The 19,986-nt window shown below is 64.5% G+C and carries 18 protein-coding genes and 1 pseudogene; 10 read left to right on the top strand and 9 right to left on the bottom strand.

All coding sequences use genetic code 11. The annotated features are described in order from the left end of the window. From HZZ13_RS04970 to pncA, 7 genes are all read right to left on the bottom strand, one after another. Entirely contained in the window at window positions 1-1,638 is a 1,638-nt protein-coding gene (locus HZZ13_RS04970; protein WP_197958544.1) for an ABC transporter substrate-binding protein, read from the bottom strand. Window positions 1,639-1,669: 31 nt separating this feature from the next. Continuing rightward, a complete protein-coding gene (locus tag HZZ13_RS04965; RefSeq protein ID WP_197958543.1) occupies window positions 1,670-2,485 on the bottom strand; it encodes a sugar phosphate isomerase/epimerase family protein in 816 nt (271 codons plus the stop codon). Between the two features lie 451 nt (window positions 2,486-2,936). Further along, window positions 2,937-4,202, bottom strand: coding sequence for a DUF1236 domain-containing protein (locus HZZ13_RS04960; RefSeq protein ID WP_197958542.1), 1,266 nt, complete (start codon window positions 4,200-4,202; stop codon window positions 2,937-2,939). Between the two features lie 104 nt (window positions 4,203-4,306). Beyond that, complete coding sequence (locus HZZ13_RS04955) at window positions 4,307-4,690, bottom strand: GrlR family regulatory protein (RefSeq protein WP_197958541.1); 384 nt, start codon at window positions 4,688-4,690, stop codon at window positions 4,307-4,309. Window positions 4,691-4,719: 29 nt separating this feature from the next. Then, window positions 4,720-6,753, bottom strand: a complete 2,034-nt coding sequence (locus HZZ13_RS04950; protein WP_197958540.1) for an NAD(+) synthase — start codon at window positions 6,751-6,753, stop codon at window positions 4,720-4,722. A gap of 142 nt (window positions 6,754-6,895) precedes the next feature. Next, window positions 6,896-8,011 (bottom strand): alpha/beta fold hydrolase, encoded by a 1,116-nt coding sequence (locus HZZ13_RS04945; protein WP_197958539.1) that lies wholly within the window; start codon window positions 8,009-8,011, stop codon window positions 6,896-6,898. Between the two features lie 16 nt (window positions 8,012-8,027). Further along, window positions 8,028-8,654 (bottom strand): bifunctional nicotinamidase/pyrazinamidase, encoded by a 627-nt coding sequence (gene pncA / locus HZZ13_RS04940; RefSeq protein ID WP_197958538.1) that lies wholly within the window; start codon window positions 8,652-8,654, stop codon window positions 8,028-8,030. A 267-nt stretch (window positions 8,655-8,921) separates the two neighbouring features. Between pncA and glk the strand changes: the two genes are divergently transcribed. Both glk and HZZ13_RS04930 read left to right on the top strand, forming a co-directional pair. Beyond that, window positions 8,922-9,893, top strand: coding sequence for a glucokinase (glk, locus tag HZZ13_RS04935; RefSeq protein ID WP_197958537.1), 972 nt, complete (start codon window positions 8,922-8,924; stop codon window positions 9,891-9,893). Between the two features lie 136 nt (window positions 9,894-10,029). Continuing rightward, on the top strand, window positions 10,030-10,242 hold the full coding sequence (locus tag HZZ13_RS04930; protein WP_197958536.1) for a hypothetical protein: 213 nt from the start codon (window positions 10,030-10,032) through the stop codon (window positions 10,240-10,242). Between the two features lie 35 nt (window positions 10,243-10,277). Here HZZ13_RS04930 and HZZ13_RS04925 read toward each other — a convergent pair whose 3' ends face one another. Both HZZ13_RS04925 and HZZ13_RS04920 read right to left on the bottom strand, forming a co-directional pair. Continuing rightward, window positions 10,278-10,655 carry a response regulator gene (locus tag HZZ13_RS04925; RefSeq protein WP_197958535.1) on the bottom strand — a complete coding sequence of 126 codons (378 nt, stop codon included), beginning with the start codon at window positions 10,653-10,655 and terminating at the stop codon, window positions 10,278-10,280. Window positions 10,656-10,767: 112 nt separating this feature from the next. Continuing rightward, window positions 10,768-11,577, bottom strand: a complete 810-nt coding sequence (locus HZZ13_RS04920; protein WP_197958534.1) for a Spy/CpxP family protein refolding chaperone — start codon at window positions 11,575-11,577, stop codon at window positions 10,768-10,770. Window positions 11,578-12,064: 487 nt separating this feature from the next. Here HZZ13_RS04920 and HZZ13_RS04915 point away from each other — a divergent pair, with 487 nt between their 5' ends. The 8 genes and pseudogenes from HZZ13_RS04915 to HZZ13_RS04880 all read left to right on the top strand — a co-directional run. After that, window positions 12,065-13,405: an ABC transporter substrate-binding protein gene (locus tag HZZ13_RS04915; RefSeq protein WP_197958533.1), complete on the top strand. Its 1,341-nt coding sequence runs from the start codon at window positions 12,065-12,067 to the stop codon at window positions 13,403-13,405. A 137-nt stretch (window positions 13,406-13,542) separates the two neighbouring features. Beyond that, complete coding sequence (locus HZZ13_RS04910; protein WP_197958532.1) at window positions 13,543-14,481, top strand: carbohydrate ABC transporter permease; 939 nt, start codon at window positions 13,543-13,545, stop codon at window positions 14,479-14,481. Continuing rightward, on the top strand, window positions 14,481-15,392 hold the full coding sequence (locus HZZ13_RS04905; RefSeq protein ID WP_197958531.1) for a carbohydrate ABC transporter permease: 912 nt from the start codon (window positions 14,481-14,483) through the stop codon (window positions 15,390-15,392). Before HZZ13_RS04910 ends, HZZ13_RS04905 begins: the two co-directional genes overlap by 1 nt. 20 nt (window positions 15,393-15,412) lie before the next feature. Further along, window positions 15,413-16,513 (top strand): ABC transporter ATP-binding protein, encoded by a 1,101-nt coding sequence (locus HZZ13_RS04900; RefSeq protein WP_197958530.1) that lies wholly within the window; start codon window positions 15,413-15,415, stop codon window positions 16,511-16,513. 30 nt (window positions 16,514-16,543) lie between these two features. Continuing rightward, complete coding sequence (locus HZZ13_RS04895; RefSeq protein WP_197958529.1) at window positions 16,544-17,533, top strand: hydroxyacid dehydrogenase; 990 nt, start codon at window positions 16,544-16,546, stop codon at window positions 17,531-17,533. Between the two features lie 168 nt (window positions 17,534-17,701). Beyond that, entirely contained in the window at window positions 17,702-18,193 is a 492-nt protein-coding gene (locus tag HZZ13_RS04890; protein WP_197958528.1) for a hypothetical protein, read from the top strand. 372 nt (window positions 18,194-18,565) lie between these two features. Further along, entirely contained in the window at window positions 18,566-19,357 is a 792-nt protein-coding gene (locus HZZ13_RS04885) for a transporter substrate-binding domain-containing protein (RefSeq protein ID WP_197958527.1), read from the top strand. A gap of 169 nt (window positions 19,358-19,526) precedes the next feature. After that, a pseudogene (locus HZZ13_RS04880) lies at window positions 19,527-19,986 on the top strand (DUF2147 domain-containing protein); the annotation flags it as partial.

Raw genomic sequence — 19,986 nt, 5'->3', positions numbered from 1 at the left:
TCAGGCCTCGAAATTGCCGGCACGAAAATCCATCGCAAAGGCAGGCGCCGCCTTCCACTTGATCGATTTCGGCTTGGCCGTGAAGGTCGCGTTCTGGTGCAGCACCGTGTAGGCGGGATCCTCGCGCTCGGCGATCTCCAGCATGCGGCGGAACGCCTTCTTGCGGGCGGCCCGGTCGGTCGAGGTCTCCAGAAACTCGGAGAGCGTGTTCAGCTCGGCGTTGGTCCATTCGCCGATCTGCTGCTGCTGGCCGTTGGGGCCGTGCTGGGCGACCAGCGAGGAGACCGGATCGTTGAAGGCGGCCGAATTCGACCAGTCGCGCACGGCGCGGGTCGGCGCCCGCTCCATGATCTGCGACCAGTTCTCCTTGGTCTCGATCTGCACATTGAGGCCGACCGACTTCCACATCTCGACCAGGATCTGCGCGGTGGCGACCTGGTTGGTGTAGTAATTGTTGAGCAGGCGGTACGGGATCGGGTCACCCTTGTAATTGGCCTGCTTCAGCAGATCCTGCGCCAGCTTGGGATCGTAGGCCGGCACGTTCCAGTCGGCGTTGAACATGTCGCCGTAGAATTCCCATTGCAGCCCCTTCGGCACGCGGGTGCGGCCGGCCCACAGGCTGTCGACGATCGCCTGGCGATCGATCGCGTGGGTGAAGGCGCGCCGCACAAGCGGATTGGCGAGCACGGCGTGGTTCTTGTCGAACACTGTGAGGCGGTGATTCTGAATCGTGCCGCCCTGCACTTCGAAGGCGGAATTCTTCTCGATGCCGGCGATCTGGTCCGGCGGGATGTCGCAGGCGAACTGGTACTCGCCCGAGAGCAGGCCGTTGATGCGGCTCGCGACTTCAGGCACTTCGAGGAAGCGGATCCGCTTGAGCGGCGGCCGGCCGCCCCAATATTCGTCGTGGGCTTCCAGCGTCAGCGAGACGTCGGGCTTGAGCTCGACGACCTTGTAGGGGCCGGTCGTCACCGGCTTGCGGGCCCAGTCGAGATAGCTCGCCGCCTCTTCCCAGGCGCGGCGGTTCATGATGTCGGAGCCGTAGCGCGACAGCCGGCCCTCGATCGTGACGTCGGGCGTCGCGTTGTAGAAGCGCACCGTGTACTTGTCGACGGCATCGACGCGCACGAGGTCCGGCCAGATGCGGCGGGCGACCGCGGGAACGTCCGGCGGCAGCTCCTTGCCCGGGCGCGGCGTCGGAATCTTCTCGAACGCCTTGATGGTGGAGCGGTTCTTGGCCTCGGTCTCGCCGAACATGCGTTCGCGGCTGAAGGTGAAGACGACGTCTTCCGCCGTGAGCTCGTCGCCGTTGTGGAACTTGACGCCCTGGCGCAGCTTCACCTCGACGGTCTGGTCGTCGATGCGGCGCCATTCGGTGGCAAGGCCCGGCACGGCTTCGAGTTTGCCGCGCCAGTTCTTCGAGATCAGGCCTTCCCAGATCGAGGAGAAGAACACCCGCTCGCCGACATTGGACTGCTCGCGCAGCACGTCGAGCACGTTCGCATTCGTGACCTTCTGCACCGCGATCGTCACCGACGGACGATTGTCGCCTTGCGCGATCGCAAAGCGCGGCAGCAGCAAAGTGCTTGCGGCGGCGCCGCCGGATTTCAGGATGGTGCGACGGGTGAGCTTGCTCATGAGGATGACCCCTGCCCTTTATGATTTACCGTTATTCGGCGAGACCGAGCGCGGCGAGATGCGCCGCGCCCTTGCGGACGTCGTCGTGATTGCGGAGTTCGAGAATCAGCCGGGGGTTCGACGTCAGCCGTCCCAGCGCGCGGAATACGGCGAGCCAGGGAATGTTGCCCTCGCCCGGCGCCCAGTGCCGGTCGGCAAAGCCATCGGTGTCCTGCAGGTGCACATGCGTCAGCATGTCGCCGGCGGTCTCGACGTAATAATCGACCGGCGGCGCGCCGGTAGAGATGTGGGCGTAATTGGCGTGGCCGGTGTCGAGCGAGACACGGACCTTGCTGCTTTCCAGCGCTTTGGCGAGGCGCACGCGGTCGCGCGGGTCCTTGTCCTCGATGTTCTCGATGACGATCTCGCAGCCGATCGTCTCGGCGCGCGCGATCACCTCGGCGAGTGTCGCCTTGACGCGCTCGACGATATTGGCGCGGTTGTCGGGATAGAGATCGAGATTGTTGTGGTCCCAGGTCGTGAACGGCGAATGGATCACCATCTGCGTCGCGCCGAGGAACTCGGCGGCTTCGAGGCCCTGCAGCAGGCGCTTGGTCACGGCCTGACGGATCATCGGATCGTGGCTGTCGATCTTGAAGCCCCAGAACGGGCCGTGGATACCGAGCCGCCCGGTGTGACCTGCGAGCATCTGCTTGATCTCGCCGGCGGTTACGCGCCAGTCGCTATCGAGCAGATCGGCGCGGAAAAAGTCCTGGATTTCCAGATCGCGCTGCCGTTCCAGGAGCCAGTCACGATGCGCGGGAATTGACTTGATGGACAATGCGGCGCCCAGCACCGGCTTCGACATGGCAAGCTCCTTCGTCAGCGATGACGGGAGCAGCGCTAGACCAGTTCAATGACAGGCCCGTGAAATCCGTCTTCCCCAGCGCGGACGAGATGTGGACATCGTGCCCGCGCGCGCTGCGGCTCAAGCAGCAGCAACGATCGGTGGCGAGCGATGCCGCGCGGGCAAACGGCAAGCGCTATCATGTCCGTAGTGCTCCGGAATGGAATCCTAGCGGACCTTCGCGTACATCGCGGGACATCGATCGGCGGCCACTTCCACGGGCATCACCCTCTGATCGCGCGACATGGGGTTGGGGGACCACATGGAGCGGGGGATTGAAGGCTGGGGCAAGGTGACGAGGTCCGGACTCCTAGGCACTCCGGACCTCGAAACTTTTCAGATTGAACGCGATGCGCGCCGTCCGGCTGTTGAGCCGGGCGGCGCGTTCGCGTTTCAGGGCCGTCTTCCGGTCTCAGCGCGTTTGCGGCTCGAGCGTCACCGTGCAGTCGCCCTGCCCTTGCGTCGCGACCACGATGTCGCCCGCCGCAGCGCCGAGGGCGATCGGCGCGGACGAGCCGCCGCCGGGCATCTGCACTGTCACGCTCAACGAATCCATGCGCGTGGTTGAGCCGACGGTCGTCGGTTCTGCTTCGGCGACATTGCCCGAGGCGTCACGCCGCATGATCTGGCAGTTCACATTGCTTCCGCCGGCCGCCGCCATGCTCGACGACATGCCGCCGCCCATCTGTGCACGGGCGCGCGACGGATCGCGCGGCACCTGGCTGACGATGCGATGCGTGCGCGGCTCCACGATGACGACGTCGTCTTCCGTGGCAAAATACTCGTAGTCGCGATATTGCGGCTCGATCGAGATGATCTCGGGCGGCAGCCTGTGGAGACGCACGCGCGGCGGAATGGTCTCGCCGACCCGGATCGAGATGTTCAGATTGCGCTCCGGCTGGGCGAGACGCGCGCGGCTCACCGTTTCGGAGATCCGCACCTGCCTCTCGGTCGTCACCTGGGCCTGCTGGTTGACCTGCGTATTGGTCTGCGTGGTCTGATTGGCCTGGTTGGTCTGTGTGGCCGAGGTTCCGGGCGCGGTCTGCGCGTTGCTGGCCGGAGCTGTGCGGTTGGTATCGGTCGCGGTCGCCGGCCGGTTGGTCTGTTGCGCCGGCGGCTGCTGCTCGGCGGCATTGCGCGGCGGCTGAGCCTGGCTGCGCTCGTTCTGGTTGGCCGCAGTTCCCGGACGCTGGTTCTGCTGGGTCTTGGATTTCTCGGATTCGGCGGTTGATTTCTGCGGCGCAGCCTTGTCCTGCGCAGCCTTGTCCTGCTTGGTTTCCGCACTGCTCTTGCCCGCATCGCGTCCGGGCTTCGCGCTCTCGGCCTCACGGTTGCGATCCCGCGCCGGCTCGCGAGATTCTTGCGCTTGATCCTTCGCCTTCGGTTGATTGCGCTCCGAAGCCGTCGCCGGCTGGCGCTTGTCGTCATTTGCCTCGTTCTTGGCAGCGCCGCCGCCTCGATCCTCGCGGCCTGCGCCCTGGACCCGCTCCTGGGCACCCTGCGTGCGCTCTTGAACGCGGTCTTGAGCCGCACCGCCGCGCTGCGGAGCAGCGCCCTTGGCCGGTTCCTCGGTCCGTTTCGGCTCGTCCCTGCGCTCACCGGGCGCCTGGGCGTAGGCAAGGCCGGACGCGAGCATGAGCCCGACGGCCGCAGTCGATAACAGCAAACGTTGACGCATGGTCCCTCTCCTCGACAATTCGCAACAACAGACGCGAACGTTCTGTCCGTGCGAAGGTTCCTGGGCAGGAACGCAGCCGTGGAAGGGAGCCGATTAAGTCGCCATCACATCGCATCCTTCAGCGTCAGTCGCGCCGTGAAGGTCACGCTGGTCTTGCCCACCAGCGCCATGCCATCGACCTCGGCGCCGCCGGCGGAATAGTCGCCCGAAAAACCGCAAGTGACCTCCCTGCCGCCGAACGCGAGCGTCCTGCCGACCGCCTCGGTGTGCTGATTGACGATCATGTCGCCCCGCCACTTGCCATTCCGGAAAGTGTAGCTTCCGGTGTAGTAGAAGTAGCTGTCGCCGCCCATGATGCGGCCGTCGCAGAGTACGACCACGCCCCTGGCCTGCCCACGCTTGCCGTCGCGCATTTCGATGTCGAAGATGTAGAGGCCGTTGACGACCCTGGCCTCCTCACCCGCTTCCGCCTCGTCGCCAGCCGACATCCGATCATCCCCTCGATCCGCGCCCCCAATCAGTTCGGCACGTTCCGCTCGAGATCCTCGAGCCATGCCGCCGCACTCGAATCCGAAGGTGCGCGCCAATCGCCGCGCGGCGACAATGAACCGCCGGCCGAGACCTTCGGCCCGTTCGGCATGGCCGAGCGCTTGAACTGGCTGAAGGCGAAGAAGCGGCGCAGGAACACCTCGAGCCAGCGGCGGATCTCCTTGAGATCATAGGCCCTGCGCCGGTCGCTTGGGAAGGCCGGCGGCCATTCGCCGCTAGCAACGTCCTTCCACGCCTGAAGCGCCATGAAGGCGATCTTGGACGGCCGCATGCCGAAGCGCAGCGTGTAGAACAGGTTGAAGTCCTGCAGCTCGTAAGGTCCGACGGACGCTTCGGTGCTCTGCGGTTTCTCCCCGGCCTCGACCGGCACGAGCTCGGGCGAGATCTCGGCGACGAGGATCGAGCCGAGCGTGCGATTGACGTCGTCGCTGAACTGTTTGGAGGAGATCACCCAGCGGATCAGATGCTGGATCAGCGTCTTCGGCACGCCGGCGTTGACGTTGTAATGCGCCATCTGGTCGCCGACACCATAGGTGCACCAGCCGAGCGCGAGCTCGGAGAGATCGCCGGTCCCGATCACGATGCCGCCGTGATGGTTGGCGAGCCGGAACAGATAATCCGTGCGCAGGCCCGCCTGCACGTTCTCGAAGGTGACGTCGTAGACCTTCTCGCCCTTGCCGAAGGGATGGCCGATATCCCTCAGCATCTGCGTCGCCGTGGTGCGGATGTCGAGCTCCTGCCAGCTCGTCTGCAACGCCTTCATCAGCGCGAGCGCGTTGGTCTTGCTCTCGCTGCCGGTGGCAAAGCCCGGCAGGGTGTAGGCCAGGATGTTCTCGCGCGGCAGGCCGAGCAGGTCGATCGCCTTGGCGGCGACGATCAGGGCGTGGGTGGAATCGAGGCCGCCTGACACGCCGATCACGACGCGCTTGGTGCCGGTGGCGCGCATGCGCTGCACGAGCCCAGCGACCTGGATGTTGTAGGCCTCGTAGCAATCCTGCTCGAGCAGGTTCTCATCGCTCGGCACGAACGGAAAGCGCTCGACCTTGCGCAGGAAGCCGATATCGGCGGCCGGCGGCTTCAGGGCAAATGCCACCTTGCGGAAAAACGCCTCGCGCTGCCGCCTGTTGTCGTCGAACGTTCCCATCAGCGCGCGCTCCTGCCTGAGCAGGTCGAGGTCGACATCGGCCAGCGTGATCTGGCCGCCCTGGCGGAACCGCTCACCCTCGGCCAGCAGCACGCCGTTCTCGTAGATCGAGGTCTGGCCGTCCCAGGCGAGATCGGTGGTGGATTCCCCGGCCCCGGCCGCGGAATAAACGTAAGCCGCGAGGCAGCGCGCCGAGGTCGATCGGCACAGCAACGCGCGCGAGCGCGCCCGGCCGATCGTGATCGGACTGCCCGACAGGTTGATCAGCACGCTCGCGCCCGCAAGCGCGAGCTCCGAGGCCGGCGTCACCGGAATCCACATGTCCTCGCAAATCTCGACGCCGATGGTGAGGCCCGGAACGTCCTCAGCCGCGAACAGGAGATCCACGCCGAACGGTGCGTGCAGGCCGCCAATGGCGATGCTCTCACCGGCGATGCCGGCGCCGGAGGCGAAATGCCGTCCCTCGTAGAACTCCCGGTAGGTCGGCAAGTAAGATTTCGGCACGACACCGAGGATGTTGCCGCGATGAATAACGACGGCGCAGTTGTAGATGCGATTGCCAAAGCGCAGCGGCGCCCCGACGATCAGGACCGTCATCAGCCCCGCGGAGGCCGCAACGATCGCTCCGAGCCCGCGCTCGACCGCATCGAGCAGCGGATCCTGCTTCACCAGGTCCTCGATCGCATAACCGCACAGGCACAGCTCGGGAAACACCGCGACCGCGACCGACTGCTCATGGCAGGCATTGGCCGCCGCCAGCACGGCCTTCGCGTTGGCGCTGGGATCGGCGACGTGGGAGATGGTCACGCAGGCCGCCACGCGCGCAAATCCGTGGGTGTAAATAGAGTGGAAAGTCATCGAGCGCAGTACCCTCAAGTCTCTTGCCGGCGGAAGCCGCCGTCAGCTCCGGTCATATTTAGCCCATCGATCTGGCCTCGTGCAGGCCATCCGCCATCATGCATAACGGATTTGCGCCCCGTCCGGTCCAGTGCCGGCGAGCTCAGGCGCTGCGGGCCAGCACGCCGGGCAGATCGTCGCGCAGCCACCCGGCGATCCGGGGCCAGGCATGCGCATGGGTGCGCGCGCCCATGAACAGGCCGAGATGGTTGCTGGGCTCGGATGCCGCCGCGATGAAGGCGGGCGGCGTGCCGATGAGCCCCGCGGTGGCGAGCGCTTGCGTCGCCGGCACCACATCGTCGTCCAGTCCGGCGAGCAGGAAGATCGGCGCCTTGACATGCTTCAGATCGATCGGGCGGCCGAGCGCGACGAAACTGCCCTCGGCGATGCGGTTCTCCCGGAAGATCGCGTTGACGATCTCGAGATAATAAGTGCCCGGCAGGTTGAGCGTCTCGGCGTTCCAGCGGTCGAACCGCGCGAGCAGCTCGGTGCCCTGCTCGTCCGAGAGATCCCGCTGCAATGCCACCGCGATTTCGTCGTTGTCGGGGGTTTTGGACCAGAAGCGCAGCATCTCCTCGCCGCTCACATTGCCGCCGCCGCGCGCGACGAGCTGGTCATAGACCAGCTCGGGCGCGTTGCGGGCCAGCCGGGACAGCGAGGACTCGATCGACAGGTCAACGGGAGCACCGACCAGAACCAGCCGCCGCACCTTGGCTGGAAAGCGCGCGGCATAGAGCAGCGACAGCCATCCGCCCTGGCAGAGTCCGACGAGATCGACCGGCGCGCCGATCTCGTCGATGGCGACGTTGAGATCGCCGAGATAGCTGTCGATCGAGAGATAGCGCATGTCCGGCGTCGCGGACCGCCAGTCGGTGAGATAGACCCGGTCGATGCCGCCGTTTTGCAGCGACTGCACCACGCTGTGGCCTGGGGCGAAATCGGCGATCAGGGCCCGATGCAGCGCATAAGGCGCGCAGACCAGCGCCGGCTGGCCGGACCGGGTCTGCGAGCAATCGCGCAGCTGCATCGTTGCCAGCTCCAACGCAACGCTGCTCGGCGTCGTCCATGGCAGGCTGCTGTCACCCTGTTTCTCGGGTGCCCGCTCCAGCCACCAGAAGCAGGCATCGATGGCGAGCTGCGCCGCCGCAAACGGCCAGAGCCTGGGATCATCAGGAGCGAGCCCCGGCCCGCGTGGCGGTTTGGCGGTCTTGTCGACCATGGCTACCTCGACATCCTCACAGAAACGCCTCGAGGCTCACGACAGCAATGCCGAGGTCCCGAAAACTCCGATGGGTCGCCGCGACCGAGCCGTCGAGATCGATGCCGCGACAGGCATCCTCGATGACGGCCACCTCCAGCCCCGCCTTGCGCGCATCTTCCGCCGAGTAGCGGACGCAGAAGTCCAGCGCCAGACCGGCGACAAAGACGGTCTTCAGCTCGCGTTCGCGCAAATATCCAAGCAATCCGGTCGGCGTGCGATGGTCGTTCTCGAAAAACGCCGAATAGGAATCGATGCCGCGGCGAAAGCCCTTGCGCACCACGAGGCTCGCCCGCGTCACGTCGAGATCGCGGTGAAATTCTGCGCCGGCCGTGCCTTGCACGCAATGCGTCGGCCATAGCACCTGCCGGCCGTAGTCGAGCTCGATCGTCTCGAACGGCTGCTTGCCGGCATGGTTCGGCGCGAACGAGACGTGGTCGCTCGGATGCCAGTCCTGGGTCAGCACCAGATTGGCGAATTTTTGGGCGATGCGATTGACGGCGGGCACGACTTTCTCGCCCCCTGGCACCGCCAGCGCTCCGCCGGTGCAGAAGTCGTTCTGGATGTCGATCGCCAGCAGCACGTCGTGGTCGGAAATCCTCATCGTCGTCTCATTCGATCTGCCAGGCGCGAGGGCGCCGGGCGAGCCGCCTCAGTGTCGGCCTTCCCGCGCGGCTTCGCAACCACGTGGCGCGCGCGACAGCTGCGCGAATTGGTCACCGCAGGCCGCCACGATGCAACGGTTTGGCCTCGTCCGTGTTGACTAGGCGCACCCAAGGGCGGATTCTCGCACTGCCCGCGCCAGGCGGATCGGGTCCAAGGAGCGGAGGACAGGCTGCCAGGGCTTGAAGGCAGTGGCGGCGATGAGGCCATGAATATCGGCAAGACCGGAAAAATTCTTCTCGCCGATATCGGCGGCACCAATGCGCGCTTCACGCTGAGCCCGAGCGGTCAGACCGGACCGATCGACTATGTCAAGGTCGCGGACTTCCCGACCGTCCGTGAAGCCATCGCGGACGTGCTGGCGCGCCGGTCGAATGGCGAGCAGCCCCATCGCGCGGTGCTGGCCGTGGCGGGACCCGTCACCAACAATCGCTGCGTCATGACCAACAGCCCCTGGGTCATCGACGGCAACGAGCTGCAGTCCGCGCTCGGCTTCGATAGCGTCCATGTGCTGAACGATTTCGAGGTGGTGGCCTGGTCCCTGCCCACCCTGGAGCCTTCCGACCTGGTCCCGCTCGGCGGTGGCGACGGCTTGCCCGGAGAGCCGTTGCTGGTCGTTGGTCCCGGAACCGGATTTGGTGTCTCCTGCCTGGTCGACCGCCATGGCTCGCGACTGGCCGTCGTCACCGAGGCTGGACATGCGACCCTGCCGGCGGAGAACGAGCGCGAGGAGCGCGTGATCGCCTGCTTGCGCCGGCGCCTCGGCCATGTCTCCATCGAGCGCGGCGCCCTCTCGGGCTCGGGGCTGCAAAACCTGTATGAGGCGTTGGCTGAGATCGACGGCGTTCAGGTGCCGCATCGCGATGCCGCCGCGATCACCAAGGCCGCCCTGGAGAACAGCTGTCCGGTCAGCCGCGCAGCGCTGGAGATGTTTTGCGCCATTCTCGGCTCTGTTGCCGGCAATCTCGCGGTGACCTTCGGCGCCCGCGGCGGCGTCTATGTCGCCGGCGGAATCGTGCCGCGCTTCCGCGAGTTCCTCGCCGCATCGGCGTTCCGGGCACGCTTCGAGGCCAAGGGACGGTTCCAGGACTATTTGCGCAACATCCCCACCAGGCTCGTGATCAAGCCCGATGCGAGCTTCCTCGGGCTGACGATGTTTGCCGAGCACAATCCTGGCTGAGCGGGTTTCCAGACGGCGAGTCCCCGTCATGCACAGCTGATTGCGGCACACCTGCGGTTCCACGCAGGTTCGTGCTTGCCTGCGTGTTCCCGATGAGAAACAATCTGCCGGTGTGGCGTAGTTGCGGGGGCGTGACATGCGTAAGCAGGATTCGGGTTTCGACTATCACCGCTATCACCGCCTGCTGCGCGAAGCGGACAGCGAAGACAAGCGGCTGGCGCTCATCGAGCTCCTGATCGAGGAAAAGGCCCGCGACCAGCTGGCTGCCCAGCGCGCTTCGGACCGCGCGGCGATGACGGCTCACACCATTGCCACGGTGCTGAGGAACGGCCGCAACACTGCTGGTTGAGCCCTCTCTCCGACTTGCGCCAAAAGCGCAATCGGTCAGCGCGGGATCGTGGCCGACGCCTCAGGAAACATCGAATCGATCATCGCCTTGAGCTGATCCATCGCGATCGGCTTGCGCAGGATCGGCCTGCGCCGGAGCAGGGACGGCAGCAGTTCCGGACCATAGCCCGTTGCGAACAGAAACGGCTTTCCGCGACGTTCGATCAGGTCGGCGACGGGGTCGACATAGACGCCCATCAGGTTGATGTCGAGGATGGCCAGATCGTACTGCGCGGTCATGGCAAAGGCGCTGGCGTCGCGCACATTGTCTGCTTCCGCAACGACGTGGTGGCCGAGTTCCTCCACCATGTCGGCGATCATCATCCGGATCAACGCCTCGTCTTCGACCAGGAAAACGGAGAGTCCGTCCGCCATATCAACCCCGCAATCAGCCTTGCGAAGCTAAGCATAACCGAATTGCGGTGTGGATACACGAATTCGTGGCGGGCGCCGTTAATTCAGGCGCGCCCGAACCTGCGCAACTTAATCAATCCAGTCCGCGCTCGTGGCTGAGGCGCACCATCTCCTGGATGAACACCTGCTTCTGCTTGTCATCGAGGCTGGAATAGAGCGGCTCAGCGGCGTCGGCGACGTTGCGCTGGTCGGCGGCGCGATCGATCAGGAACTGGGCCTCGTTGCGCATCTGCTCGATGATGTCGTCGGGCGGATCGCGCTTGGCGCGCGCAATCCGCAGGTTGAGCCGCTCTGCGCCATTATGCCCGAGGTAGTGCATCGCGCTGGAGAAGCCGTACCAGTGCTTCTCCTGATCGGGCGTGAGGTTCAGCTCGCTCTTGATCCGCTCGATGTAGGAATCGCTGTTGGCGACGATCTGCTCGGCGGTGAGCTGCGGCGCACCGGGCTGGGTCAGAACCGTGACTTCCTTGTTGTCTTTGCCCTTATTGTCCTGCGGCGCGTTCTTCGCTTCCTTGGTCGCCTTGGCGCCCTTGCCCTTGGCGTTCTTGGCATCCTTGTCCTTGGCCGCGCCCGGCAGCTTGGAATCCTTGGCCGCGTCCTTGCCGGCTTCCTTGCCGGCCTCCTTGGGCGGCGGCGCCTGATTGCCGGTGTTGCCGACACCGAGCACGCCGGTGAAGACGCCGACCACCCCGCCGATGGCGCCGCCGAGCACGCCACCGACCGGCCCTGCAGCCTTGTTGCCGGCCGCGGCGCCTTCCTGAACGCCCTTGACCAGACCTTGAGCATTCGCCACCGCGGCGGCCCCGAGCAACAGCGCGAGCACGGACCCCAGCGCCAAGCATCGCCGCAGGTGAAGCCGCGCTGGTGGCGCCGGTTTGATCATTCTCGTCTCCATCATCGATCTGGCCTATCAGCGGTAGTCAGCCGCTGCCGCAACTCTATCGTTTCCGCCGCTTCGAGGTCCAGACGCGGCTAATTGCTGTCCACGCCCGAAAAGTCTTTCACGCGAAGCGGTTATCCAGGCTCATGCGGAACTGCGGCGTAAATGCGCACGGCAGTGTTTGAGAGCGCTTGGCGCAAAGTGTGCGTCGCAAAAAACTTCGGTGCCCCGCGCCTTCTGCGCGTCGCATCGCCCAGGCATCGCCACGTTTCAGGACGCAACGTTAGTTTTAGACGCAGAGCCATTCGGCTTTCTCGACAGACGCGATCAATCATGATCTGATCGCGCTACCAATTTGCTGCGACAGGCGTGAATTGCCCACGCGGGCCGACGGCACCAACAAGAAAATCGACCAACAAGAACTCAAGAAAAACTCAAGAAAGAATTCTCAGAGGAAACTCCAACAACAACACCCAAGCGAGGAAACGAGATGTCACGCAAGAAACTGACGCGACGTCAATTTGTGGCTACCACTGCAATGTCCTCCGCGGCGCTGATCACAGCGCCCTATGTCCGGGGCGCCTACGCCGCCGGCAAGCTCTCGATCGGCTTCTGGGACCATTGGGTCCCCGGCGCCAACAAGGCCTCGACCGACCTCGTCAACGAATGGGCGGCGAAGGAGAAGGTCGAAGTCTCCATCGACTACATCACCAGCAACAACAAGAAGATCGAGCTGACCTCGGCGGCCGAAGCCCAGGCCAAGTCCGGTCACGATATTCTGGCGATGCCGAGCTGGTGGCCGCAGGCCTATGCGGAGCTGCTTGAGCCGATGAACGACGTCATGGAGCCGGTCCTTAAGCAGAACGGTGAGGCCAACGGCACGGTCAAGTATCTCGGCCAGTCCGGCGGCAAATGGCTTGCCGTGCCCGCGACGATCGGCAGCCAGATCAAGGGTCCCTGCTCCCGCATCGACCTGATGAAGAAATACGCGAACATCGACGTCCAGGAGATGTATCCGGCAGGCGCACGGCCGAAGGCCGACAACTGGACGATGGAGACCTTCCTCAAGGCGGCCGAAGCTTGCCAGAAGGGGGGCTTCCCGTTCGGCATCGGCCTTGGCGAGACCACCGACAGCGTCGACACGGCCGGCGCGATCTTCCAGTCCTTTGGCGCCGAGCTCGTCAACGCCAAGGGCGACGTGACCGTGAAGACCGATGCGGTTCGTCAGGCGCTCGAATTCTACAAGAAGCTGATCGCCGTGCTGCCGCCGGATGCGCCGTCGTGGGATGATGCCTCGAACAACAAGTGGCTCGTGTCAGGCCGCGGCGCTATGATCATGAATCCGCCAAGTGCCTGGGCAGTCGCCAAGCGCGACGCGCCGCAGGTGGCCGAGCAGTGCTGGACGCATGGATTCCCGGCCGGCCCGAAGGGGCGGTTCGCGCCGTACCTGCCCTACTTCTGGGGCGTCTGGAGCTTTGGCAAGAACAAGCAGGCGGCCAAGAGTCTACTGACCCACCTGTCGTCGCCTGCGGCGATCGAAAAAATCGTCGAGGCTAGCGGCGGCTACGACTTGCCGGCCTACGCAAACATGACGACTTTGAAGACCTGGGCCGAGGAAGGGCCGCCGAAGGGAACGCTCTATCACTATCCGAATCCCTACAACCATCAGACGCTGTCGATCGCAGCGTCGCCGGCGCCGCCCAAAATCGCGCAGCAGATCTACGCTCAGGCGACCCTGACAAAGATGGCGCTGCGTTACGCGCGGGGCGAGACAATGGAGCAGGCGCTCGCCTGGGCAGAGGGTGAGTGCGAAGGCTTCATGCGGAGTTAGTGCGGTGTGACAGGGCGGCTCAAGCGATATGCGCGAGCCGCCCACATTCCGTTGTCCATCCGCATGCTGCGATGCCGACACCAGAGGCGGCATCACAGTTTGAAAGTCTGCAGGAAAGCTGACCCAAGGAAGCTAATATGGCCGATGTCGTCGTTGAACGAGGTCGCATCGCCCGTGCGACGGGCGCGCGGAAGGGATCGAGCCTGCGCAACGTGCTCGGGCGCAAATCGACGGTCGCATTCCTCCTGACGCTGCCGCTGATCCTCCTGATCGGGCTGCTCGTTCTCTATCCCGCCTTCTTTTCGCTCTACCTTGCGACCCTGAACAAGGCGATGACGAAGTTCGTCGGCCTCAGCAATTTCACCTTCCTGTTCAAGCGTGAGACGTTCTGGATGGTGGTGAAGCAGTCCTGCATCTTCGCCATCACAGCCGTGATCTTCAAGGCGCTGATCGGATTCATTGTCGCGCATTTCGTCCACAACATTCCCGGCAAGAAGCAGCGCAAATGGCGGGGCATGCTGCTGGTACCCTGGGTGATTCCGCCGGCGATGAGCACGCTGGCCTGGCTCTGGCTGTTCGACCCTTCCTACAGCGCCTTCAACTATACCCTGTCCTTCTTCGGTGTCGGCCCGATCCCCTGGCTCGGCGAGACGTTCTGGGCGCGCTTCTCCATCATCCTCGTCAATGTCTGGTACGGCGCGCCATTCTTCCTGATCATGTATCTTGCAGCGCTGAAATCCGTGCCCGACCAGCTCTACGAGGCCGCGGCGATCGATGGGGCCAATTGGTGGCAGAAGATCTGGTACGTCACCCTGCCGATGATGCGCAACATCATCGCCATCACCACGTTGTTTTCGCTCATCGTGACCTTCGCCAACTTTGACATCGTTCGCATCCTGACCTCGGGAGGCCCGCTGGATACGACGCATCTGTTCGCGACATGGGCGTTCCAGGTCGGCATCCAGAGCAGCGACATTCCGCTCGGCGCCTGCGTGTCGCTGTTCATGGTGCCGATCCTCGCCGTCGCAGCGATCTTCATCCTGCGCGATGTCACCAAACGCGGGAATGAAGCCTGATGAGCACGTTTGCAATCGACAAGGCCGGCCCCTCCCGCAAGGTCAAGTATGGCAGCATGAGCCGGGACCGGGCCTGGGCCCTTCGCTGGTCCTATTTCTTCCTGGTGTTGTTCGCGATCTTCTTCCTGACGCCGCCGATCTACATGCTGATCACTTCGCTCAAGAGCAGCGCGGAGATATCGGCGGCGACCAATCCTTGGTGGGTGTTCCACCCGACGCTATCGAACTATGTCGAGCTCCTCACCTCGAACCAGTTTCTACGCTTCTTCTGGAATTCGTCGATCGTCTCGATCGTGGTCGTGATCATCACGATGCTGATCAGCATCCCCGCAGCCTTCGCGCTGGCGCGAATGAAATTCTGGGGCTCGGCGACGCTGGCCACCGGTGTTTTCCTCACCTACCTGATCCCGGACAGTCTTCTGTTCATCCCGCTGTTCAAGATGCTCGGCGTGGTCCAGGACTACACCGGCATCATGCTGCTCAACAGATGGTACGTGCTGCTGTTCATCTATCCCACGCTGACGGTGCCGTTCTGCACCTGGATCATGATCGGCTATTTCGCTTCGATTCCGAAGGAGCTCGACGAGGCGGCCCTCATCGACGGCGCCTCCTGGCTGCAGACGCTGACACGGATCTTCATCCCGGTCGCGCTGCCCGGGCTGATCGCCGCGACGATCTTCGCCTTCACGGTGTCCTGGGCGCAGTTCCTCTATCCCCTGGTGTTCACGACCTCGGTCGATCAGCTCGTGCTGCCCGTGGGCATCACCACCACCCTGATCAAGGGCGACGTCTTCAACTGGGGGCAGATCATGACCGGCGCGCTGCTCGGCGCCGCGCCGCCGCTGATCATCTACGCATTCCTGATGGACTACTACATTGCCGGCCTGACCGCCGGCGCGACAAAGGGTTGATGGCGAGGAGCTGAAGTTCGATGGCTGACGTTGCTTTGCGGAAGGTAGTCAAGCGTTACGACGATGTCGAAGCCGTGCGCGGCATCGACCTCGACATCGCCGACCATGAGTTCATCGTATTGGTCGGCCCCTCCGGCTGCGGCAAGTCGACCACGCTGCGCATGATCGCAGGCCTCGAGGACATCAGCGACGGCGACATCATGATCGGCGGCGACATCGTCAACGACGTGCCGCCGAAGGACCGCGACATCGCCATGGTGTTCCAGAACTACGCGCTCTATCCGCACATGACGGTCGCCGAGAACATGTCGTTCGGGCTGCGCCTGAAGCACTATCCCAAGGCCGAGATCAAGGCGCGGGTGACGGAAGCCGCCCGCCTCCTCGACATCACCGACCTGATCGACCGCAAGCCGAAGCAGCTCTCCGGCGGCCAGCGTCAGCGCGTCGCCATGGGCCGCGCCATCGTGCGCAATCCCAAGGTCTTCCTGTTCGACGAGCCGCTGTCCAATCTCGACGCCAAGCTCCGCGTGCAGATGCGGATCGAGATCAAGAAGGTGCACCAGAAGGTGCGCACCACCACGGTCTACGTCACCCACGACCAGGTCGAGGCGATGACGCTGGCCGACCGCGTGGTGGTGATGAACAAGGGCTGCATCGAGCAGATCGGCACGCCGAACGAGCTCTATCACAAGCCGGCGACGCGCTTCGTTGCGGGCTTCATCGGCTCGCCCGCGATGAACTTCATCCCCTGCCGGCTCGAGGATGTCGGCGGCACGCTCCAGCTCCGCCTCACCGACCGCATCGCCTTCCCGCTGCCGCCGGCCCGCGCCGCGCGCTACAACGCGCTGCCGCGCACCGAGAAGCTCCTGCTCGGCATCCGTCCCGAGCATCTCACCGAGTCGCATGCGCATCTGGCGCCCGGCGTCGAGACCTTCGATACCGTGCTCGACGTGACCGAGCCGATGGGGATGGAGACGCTGGTCTATTTCGGGCTTGACGGCACGCCGGTCTGCGGCCGCGTCGATCCCAATGCCGGCGCCAAGGACGGGGCACCCATGCGCCTGGCGATGGACCTCAACAACATGCACCTGCTAAATGAGGAGACCGGCGTCGTGCTGTGACGCCGCCTCAAAATAGCAGGCAGGGGAGCGATGGCGACCAACAAGAAGAAGATTTTCGTTACACAAACCTTGTCGCAAGGCGCACGCGCCCTCCTCACCCAGCGGGACGATATCGAGCTCGTCGAGTTTCCGAACCTGATCTCGGCGAAGGATTTCGAGGCCTTGTTGAAAAGCCATGCGCCGGTCCATGGCGTGGCGCTGGGCGCCACCGCCTTCGGCGAGACCGAGCTCGAGGCTGCCCGCGACATGAAGGTGGTGACCCGCATCGGCGTCGGCTACGACGCCGTGGACGTGCCCGCCCTCTCCCGCCGCAAGGTGCCGCTGATGGTCGCCGGCAGCGCCAACTCGCCCTCGGTCGCGGAAGCGGCGCTGTTCATGATGCTGACGCTGGCCAAGCGCGCGCAGGAGCTGCATTCCTGCGTCAAGGAGGGCACCTGGGCCGACCGCCTCGGCATGCTGCCGTTCGACCTCTACGGCAAGACCGTGCTGATCATCGGCTTCGGCCGCATCGGCAGCCGCACCGCCAAGCGCTGTTTGGCGTTCGAGATGAAGGTGCAGGTCTACGATCCCTACAAGGCAGCCGCCGACATCAAGGTGGCCGGATGCGAGCCGGTCGCCGACCTCGACGCCGCGCTGCCTCACGCCGACTTCGTCACCATCCACTGCCCGAAGACGCCGGAGACCGTCGGCCTGTTCGATGCGATGCGGATCGGCCGCATGAAGCCGAGATCCTACCTCATCAACACCGCGCGCGGCGGCATCGTGAAGGAAGCGGCGCTTTACGACGCACTGGCGTCCGGAAAGCTCGCCGGCGCCGGCATCGACGTGTTCGAGGTGGAGCCGCCGCCGGTCGGCAACGCGCTGTTCGCGCTGCCCAATGTCATCATGGCCCCGCACGTCGCCGGCGTCACGGTCGAGGCGGTGAAGCGCATGAGCGAGCAGACCGCGCGCAATATCCTGAGCGTGCTGGACGGCGATCCCATCAGGCAGAACGTCATCAACCAGGACGTGCTGGGCTGACATCGCGAAGGTCGGCGGCTCATCCGCCCGCCTTCGGAAGGCCAGAAAGCGTCCCATTTTGGTGCAGATCGGGCCCCAACTCAGCCTTAATCAAACGCGCGTAATGGGCTTGAAACGCGGCGGCGGTGGGACAGACTGGCCGGCGCGGCGAGCTGGAGGATGAACCCCTTGGCAGAGATCGACCCGACCGACCACGCGCTGGCGACCATCGCCAGCATCCTGGAGCATCCCGAGCCCGTTCTCGTCGTTCGCCAGACCGAGACCGAAATCGTGGTCGCGGGAGAGCGTGAGCACATCGCGTCTGACGAGCCGCCGATCGTGGACGAGCATCCGGCGATCGACGAGCATCCCGTGGTCGAAGAGCAGCCGCTGGCGCCGGAGCACACCGATGCCGACGGCTACAGCAAGGTCGGTCCGGGACCCATGGTCGCGATCCGTCTGAAATGGACGGTCCATCGCGGCGATGACGGCCAGTACTACGTTCACGAGACCATCGGCGAGCAGTCCGCCCCCGTGGTCAGCGGCCCGATGACGAGCGAGGCCGCGGTGCGTTTCGTCGACACCCAGCAAGATGAGGCGAACAGGCGCTTCGAGCTGCTGCGCAGCGAGATCGCCGGCCGCAGCTCGCTTGCCGATTACGAGCGCAAGGGCGAAGCCTAAGACCCTCGCATTCGAACATTTAGTAGTTGTCGTCATGCCCGGGCTTGTCCCGGGCATCCACGTTCGTTGCGCTGCGTGGACAGGCGTGGATGGCCGGGACAAGCCCGGCCATGACGCTGTAGAGACAAACGTGCCCCACAGCCCTCACCTCATCTGCGATTCCCCCGTCGTTGGGCCGAGATGGACATCGCGCCTGCCGTTACTTCCTCCCCAGATAATCCTGAGGGCACGAACAGGCCGATTGAGGCCTCGTCCATCGAGATCGTCACCTTAAGGATTCCCTTCGATTTCTGCCTCGCCAGCGACGGGCATCTGGTCTAATCCACGTCCGAACGGCTGCACAATGACAGCTCGCACAGGGGTGAAAAAGAGATGATGGTCCGAATATCCGTCCGAGTCTTGGCGGCTTTGGCCGTGATGTTGCTGGCAAACCTTTCGGCCCAGGCGCAGCAGGCGCCCTCGCGTCTCGACGAGATCATGAAGCGCGGCAGCCTGCGCGTCGGCATGACCGGCGACTACAAGCCCTTCACCTATCTGGACAAGGCCACGCAGCAGTTCTCCGGCTTCGACGTCGACATGGCGGAAGCGCTCGGCAAGGCGCTCGGGGTCAAGGTTGAATTCGTGCCGACGGCCTGGCCGAAGCTGATGAAGGATTTCGAGGCCGACCAGTTCGACATCGCCATGGGCGGCGTATCCGTGACGCTCGACCGGCAGAAGAAGGGTCTCTTCTCCACACCGATCATGCGCGAAGGCAAGACGCCGATCGCGCGCTGCGCCGATGTCGGCAAGTACCAGACGCTTCCCGATATCGACAAGAAAGGCACCCGAATCATCGTCAATCCCGGCGGCACCAACGAGCGCTTCGCCCGCGCCAACGTCAAGGAAGCCGAGATCACGGTCTTCCCCGACAACACCGTGATCTTCGACGAGATCGCCAAAGGCAATGCCGATCTGATGATGACCGACGCCTCCGAGACACGCTACCAGCAGAAGCAGCATCCGGGCGTGCTCTGCGCGGTGCATCCGGAAAAGCCGTTCGATTTTTCGGAAAAAGCCTATTGGATCCAACGGGACATGGCGCTGAAGGCCTTCGTCGACCAGTGGCTGCACATTGTCATGGAAGACGGCACCTACAAGAAGATCTATGCGGCCTGGTTCGATTAGGCCGCGTCCTCCTGTCGCTTGCCTCGCCAAACTTTGGACCGGCTCCGGGCCTATTGAACCCGGAACCGCCGGGAGACGACTCACAGCAACGACAGTGATCTAGATCACTTTTTGCAAGCGAGCCGGCGCGTAAGCGTCGGTGCGGGGATTACCTGTTCAGGAGACGGAAATGAGGAAGCTGTTGGCCACGGCCGCATTCCTTTTGGCGAGCACCGCCGCGCAGGCGCAATACACTTTCGAATATGGCGGGCACACCATCCGCATCGACCCCGACCGCGGCACGGTGCAGATCCCCGGCGTCTACGACAACACCGGCCAGAGCAAGCCGAAGAAGGCGAAGAAGAACGAGACGGCGCCGCAGCAGGCCACGGTCGATCCGCAAGCGCCGGCTGCACCAGCCCCCGCTCCTGCGGCGCCGCCCGCAGCCGTGCAGGCGCCCGCGGCTGCCGCCGTCGCGCCACCTCCTGCTCCGCCTCCTGCACCGCCGCCGGCGGCTCCCCCGCCGGCCACGACCGCTGCCACCGCGCCGGCCCAAACGGCCGTTGCACCGCCGCCTGCGCCTGCGCCGGTCGAGCAGCAGGCCGCGCCCGCAGCGGCGCCCCCACCGGCCCCGACCGTGGCTGCCGCCC

This window comes from Bradyrhizobium agreste (assembly GCF_016031625.1).
GTDB classification, from domain to species: Bacteria; Pseudomonadota; Alphaproteobacteria; order Rhizobiales; family Xanthobacteraceae; genus Bradyrhizobium; species Bradyrhizobium agreste.
The sequence above is the reverse complement of the archived record's forward strand: the minus strand, read 5'-3'. Positions and strand labels throughout refer to the sequence as shown.

Bases quoted from the DNA above. Each gene is read 5' to 3' on its own strand.
- HZZ13_RS04945 (WP_197958539.1), bottom strand. From the start codon at position 8,011: ATGGTCGACAAGACCGCCAAACCGCCACGCGGGCCGGGGCTCGCTCCT.
- HZZ13_RS04925 (WP_197958535.1), bottom strand. From the start codon at position 10,655: ATGGCGGACGGACTCTCCGTTTTCCTGGTCGAAGACGAGGCGTTGATC.
- HZZ13_RS04965 (WP_197958543.1), bottom strand. From the start codon at position 2,485: ATGTCGAAGCCGGTGCTGGGCGCCGCATTGTCCATCAAGTCAATTCCC.
- HZZ13_RS04915 (WP_197958533.1), top strand. From the start codon at position 12,065: ATGTCACGCAAGAAACTGACGCGACGTCAATTTGTGGCTACCACTGCA.
- HZZ13_RS04900 (WP_197958530.1), top strand. From the start codon at position 15,413: ATGGCTGACGTTGCTTTGCGGAAGGTAGTCAAGCGTTACGACGATGTC.
- HZZ13_RS04930 (WP_197958536.1), top strand. From the start codon at position 10,030: ATGCGTAAGCAGGATTCGGGTTTCGACTATCACCGCTATCACCGCCTG.
- HZZ13_RS04885 (WP_197958527.1), top strand. From the start codon at position 18,566: ATGATGGTCCGAATATCCGTCCGAGTCTTGGCGGCTTTGGCCGTGATG.
- HZZ13_RS04960 (WP_197958542.1), bottom strand. From the start codon at position 4,202: ATGCGTCAACGTTTGCTGTTATCGACTGCGGCCGTCGGGCTCATGCTC.
- HZZ13_RS04895 (WP_197958529.1), top strand. From the start codon at position 16,544: ATGGCGACCAACAAGAAGAAGATTTTCGTTACACAAACCTTGTCGCAA.
- pncA (WP_197958538.1), bottom strand. From the start codon at position 8,654: ATGAGGATTTCCGACCACGACGTGCTGCTGGCGATCGACATCCAGAAC.
- HZZ13_RS04910 (WP_197958532.1), top strand. From the start codon at position 13,543: ATGGCCGATGTCGTCGTTGAACGAGGTCGCATCGCCCGTGCGACGGGC.
- HZZ13_RS04970 (WP_197958544.1), bottom strand. From the start codon at position 1,638: ATGAGCAAGCTCACCCGTCGCACCATCCTGAAATCCGGCGGCGCCGCC.
- HZZ13_RS04905 (WP_197958531.1), top strand. From the start codon at position 14,481: ATGAGCACGTTTGCAATCGACAAGGCCGGCCCCTCCCGCAAGGTCAAG.
- glk (WP_197958537.1), top strand. From the start codon at position 8,922: ATGAATATCGGCAAGACCGGAAAAATTCTTCTCGCCGATATCGGCGGC.
- HZZ13_RS04920 (WP_197958534.1), bottom strand. From the start codon at position 11,577: ATGATCAAACCGGCGCCACCAGCGCGGCTTCACCTGCGGCGATGCTTG.
- HZZ13_RS04950 (WP_197958540.1), bottom strand. From the start codon at position 6,753: ATGACTTTCCACTCTATTTACACCCACGGATTTGCGCGCGTGGCGGCC.
- HZZ13_RS04955 (WP_197958541.1), bottom strand. From the start codon at position 4,690: ATGTCGGCTGGCGACGAGGCGGAAGCGGGTGAGGAGGCCAGGGTCGTC.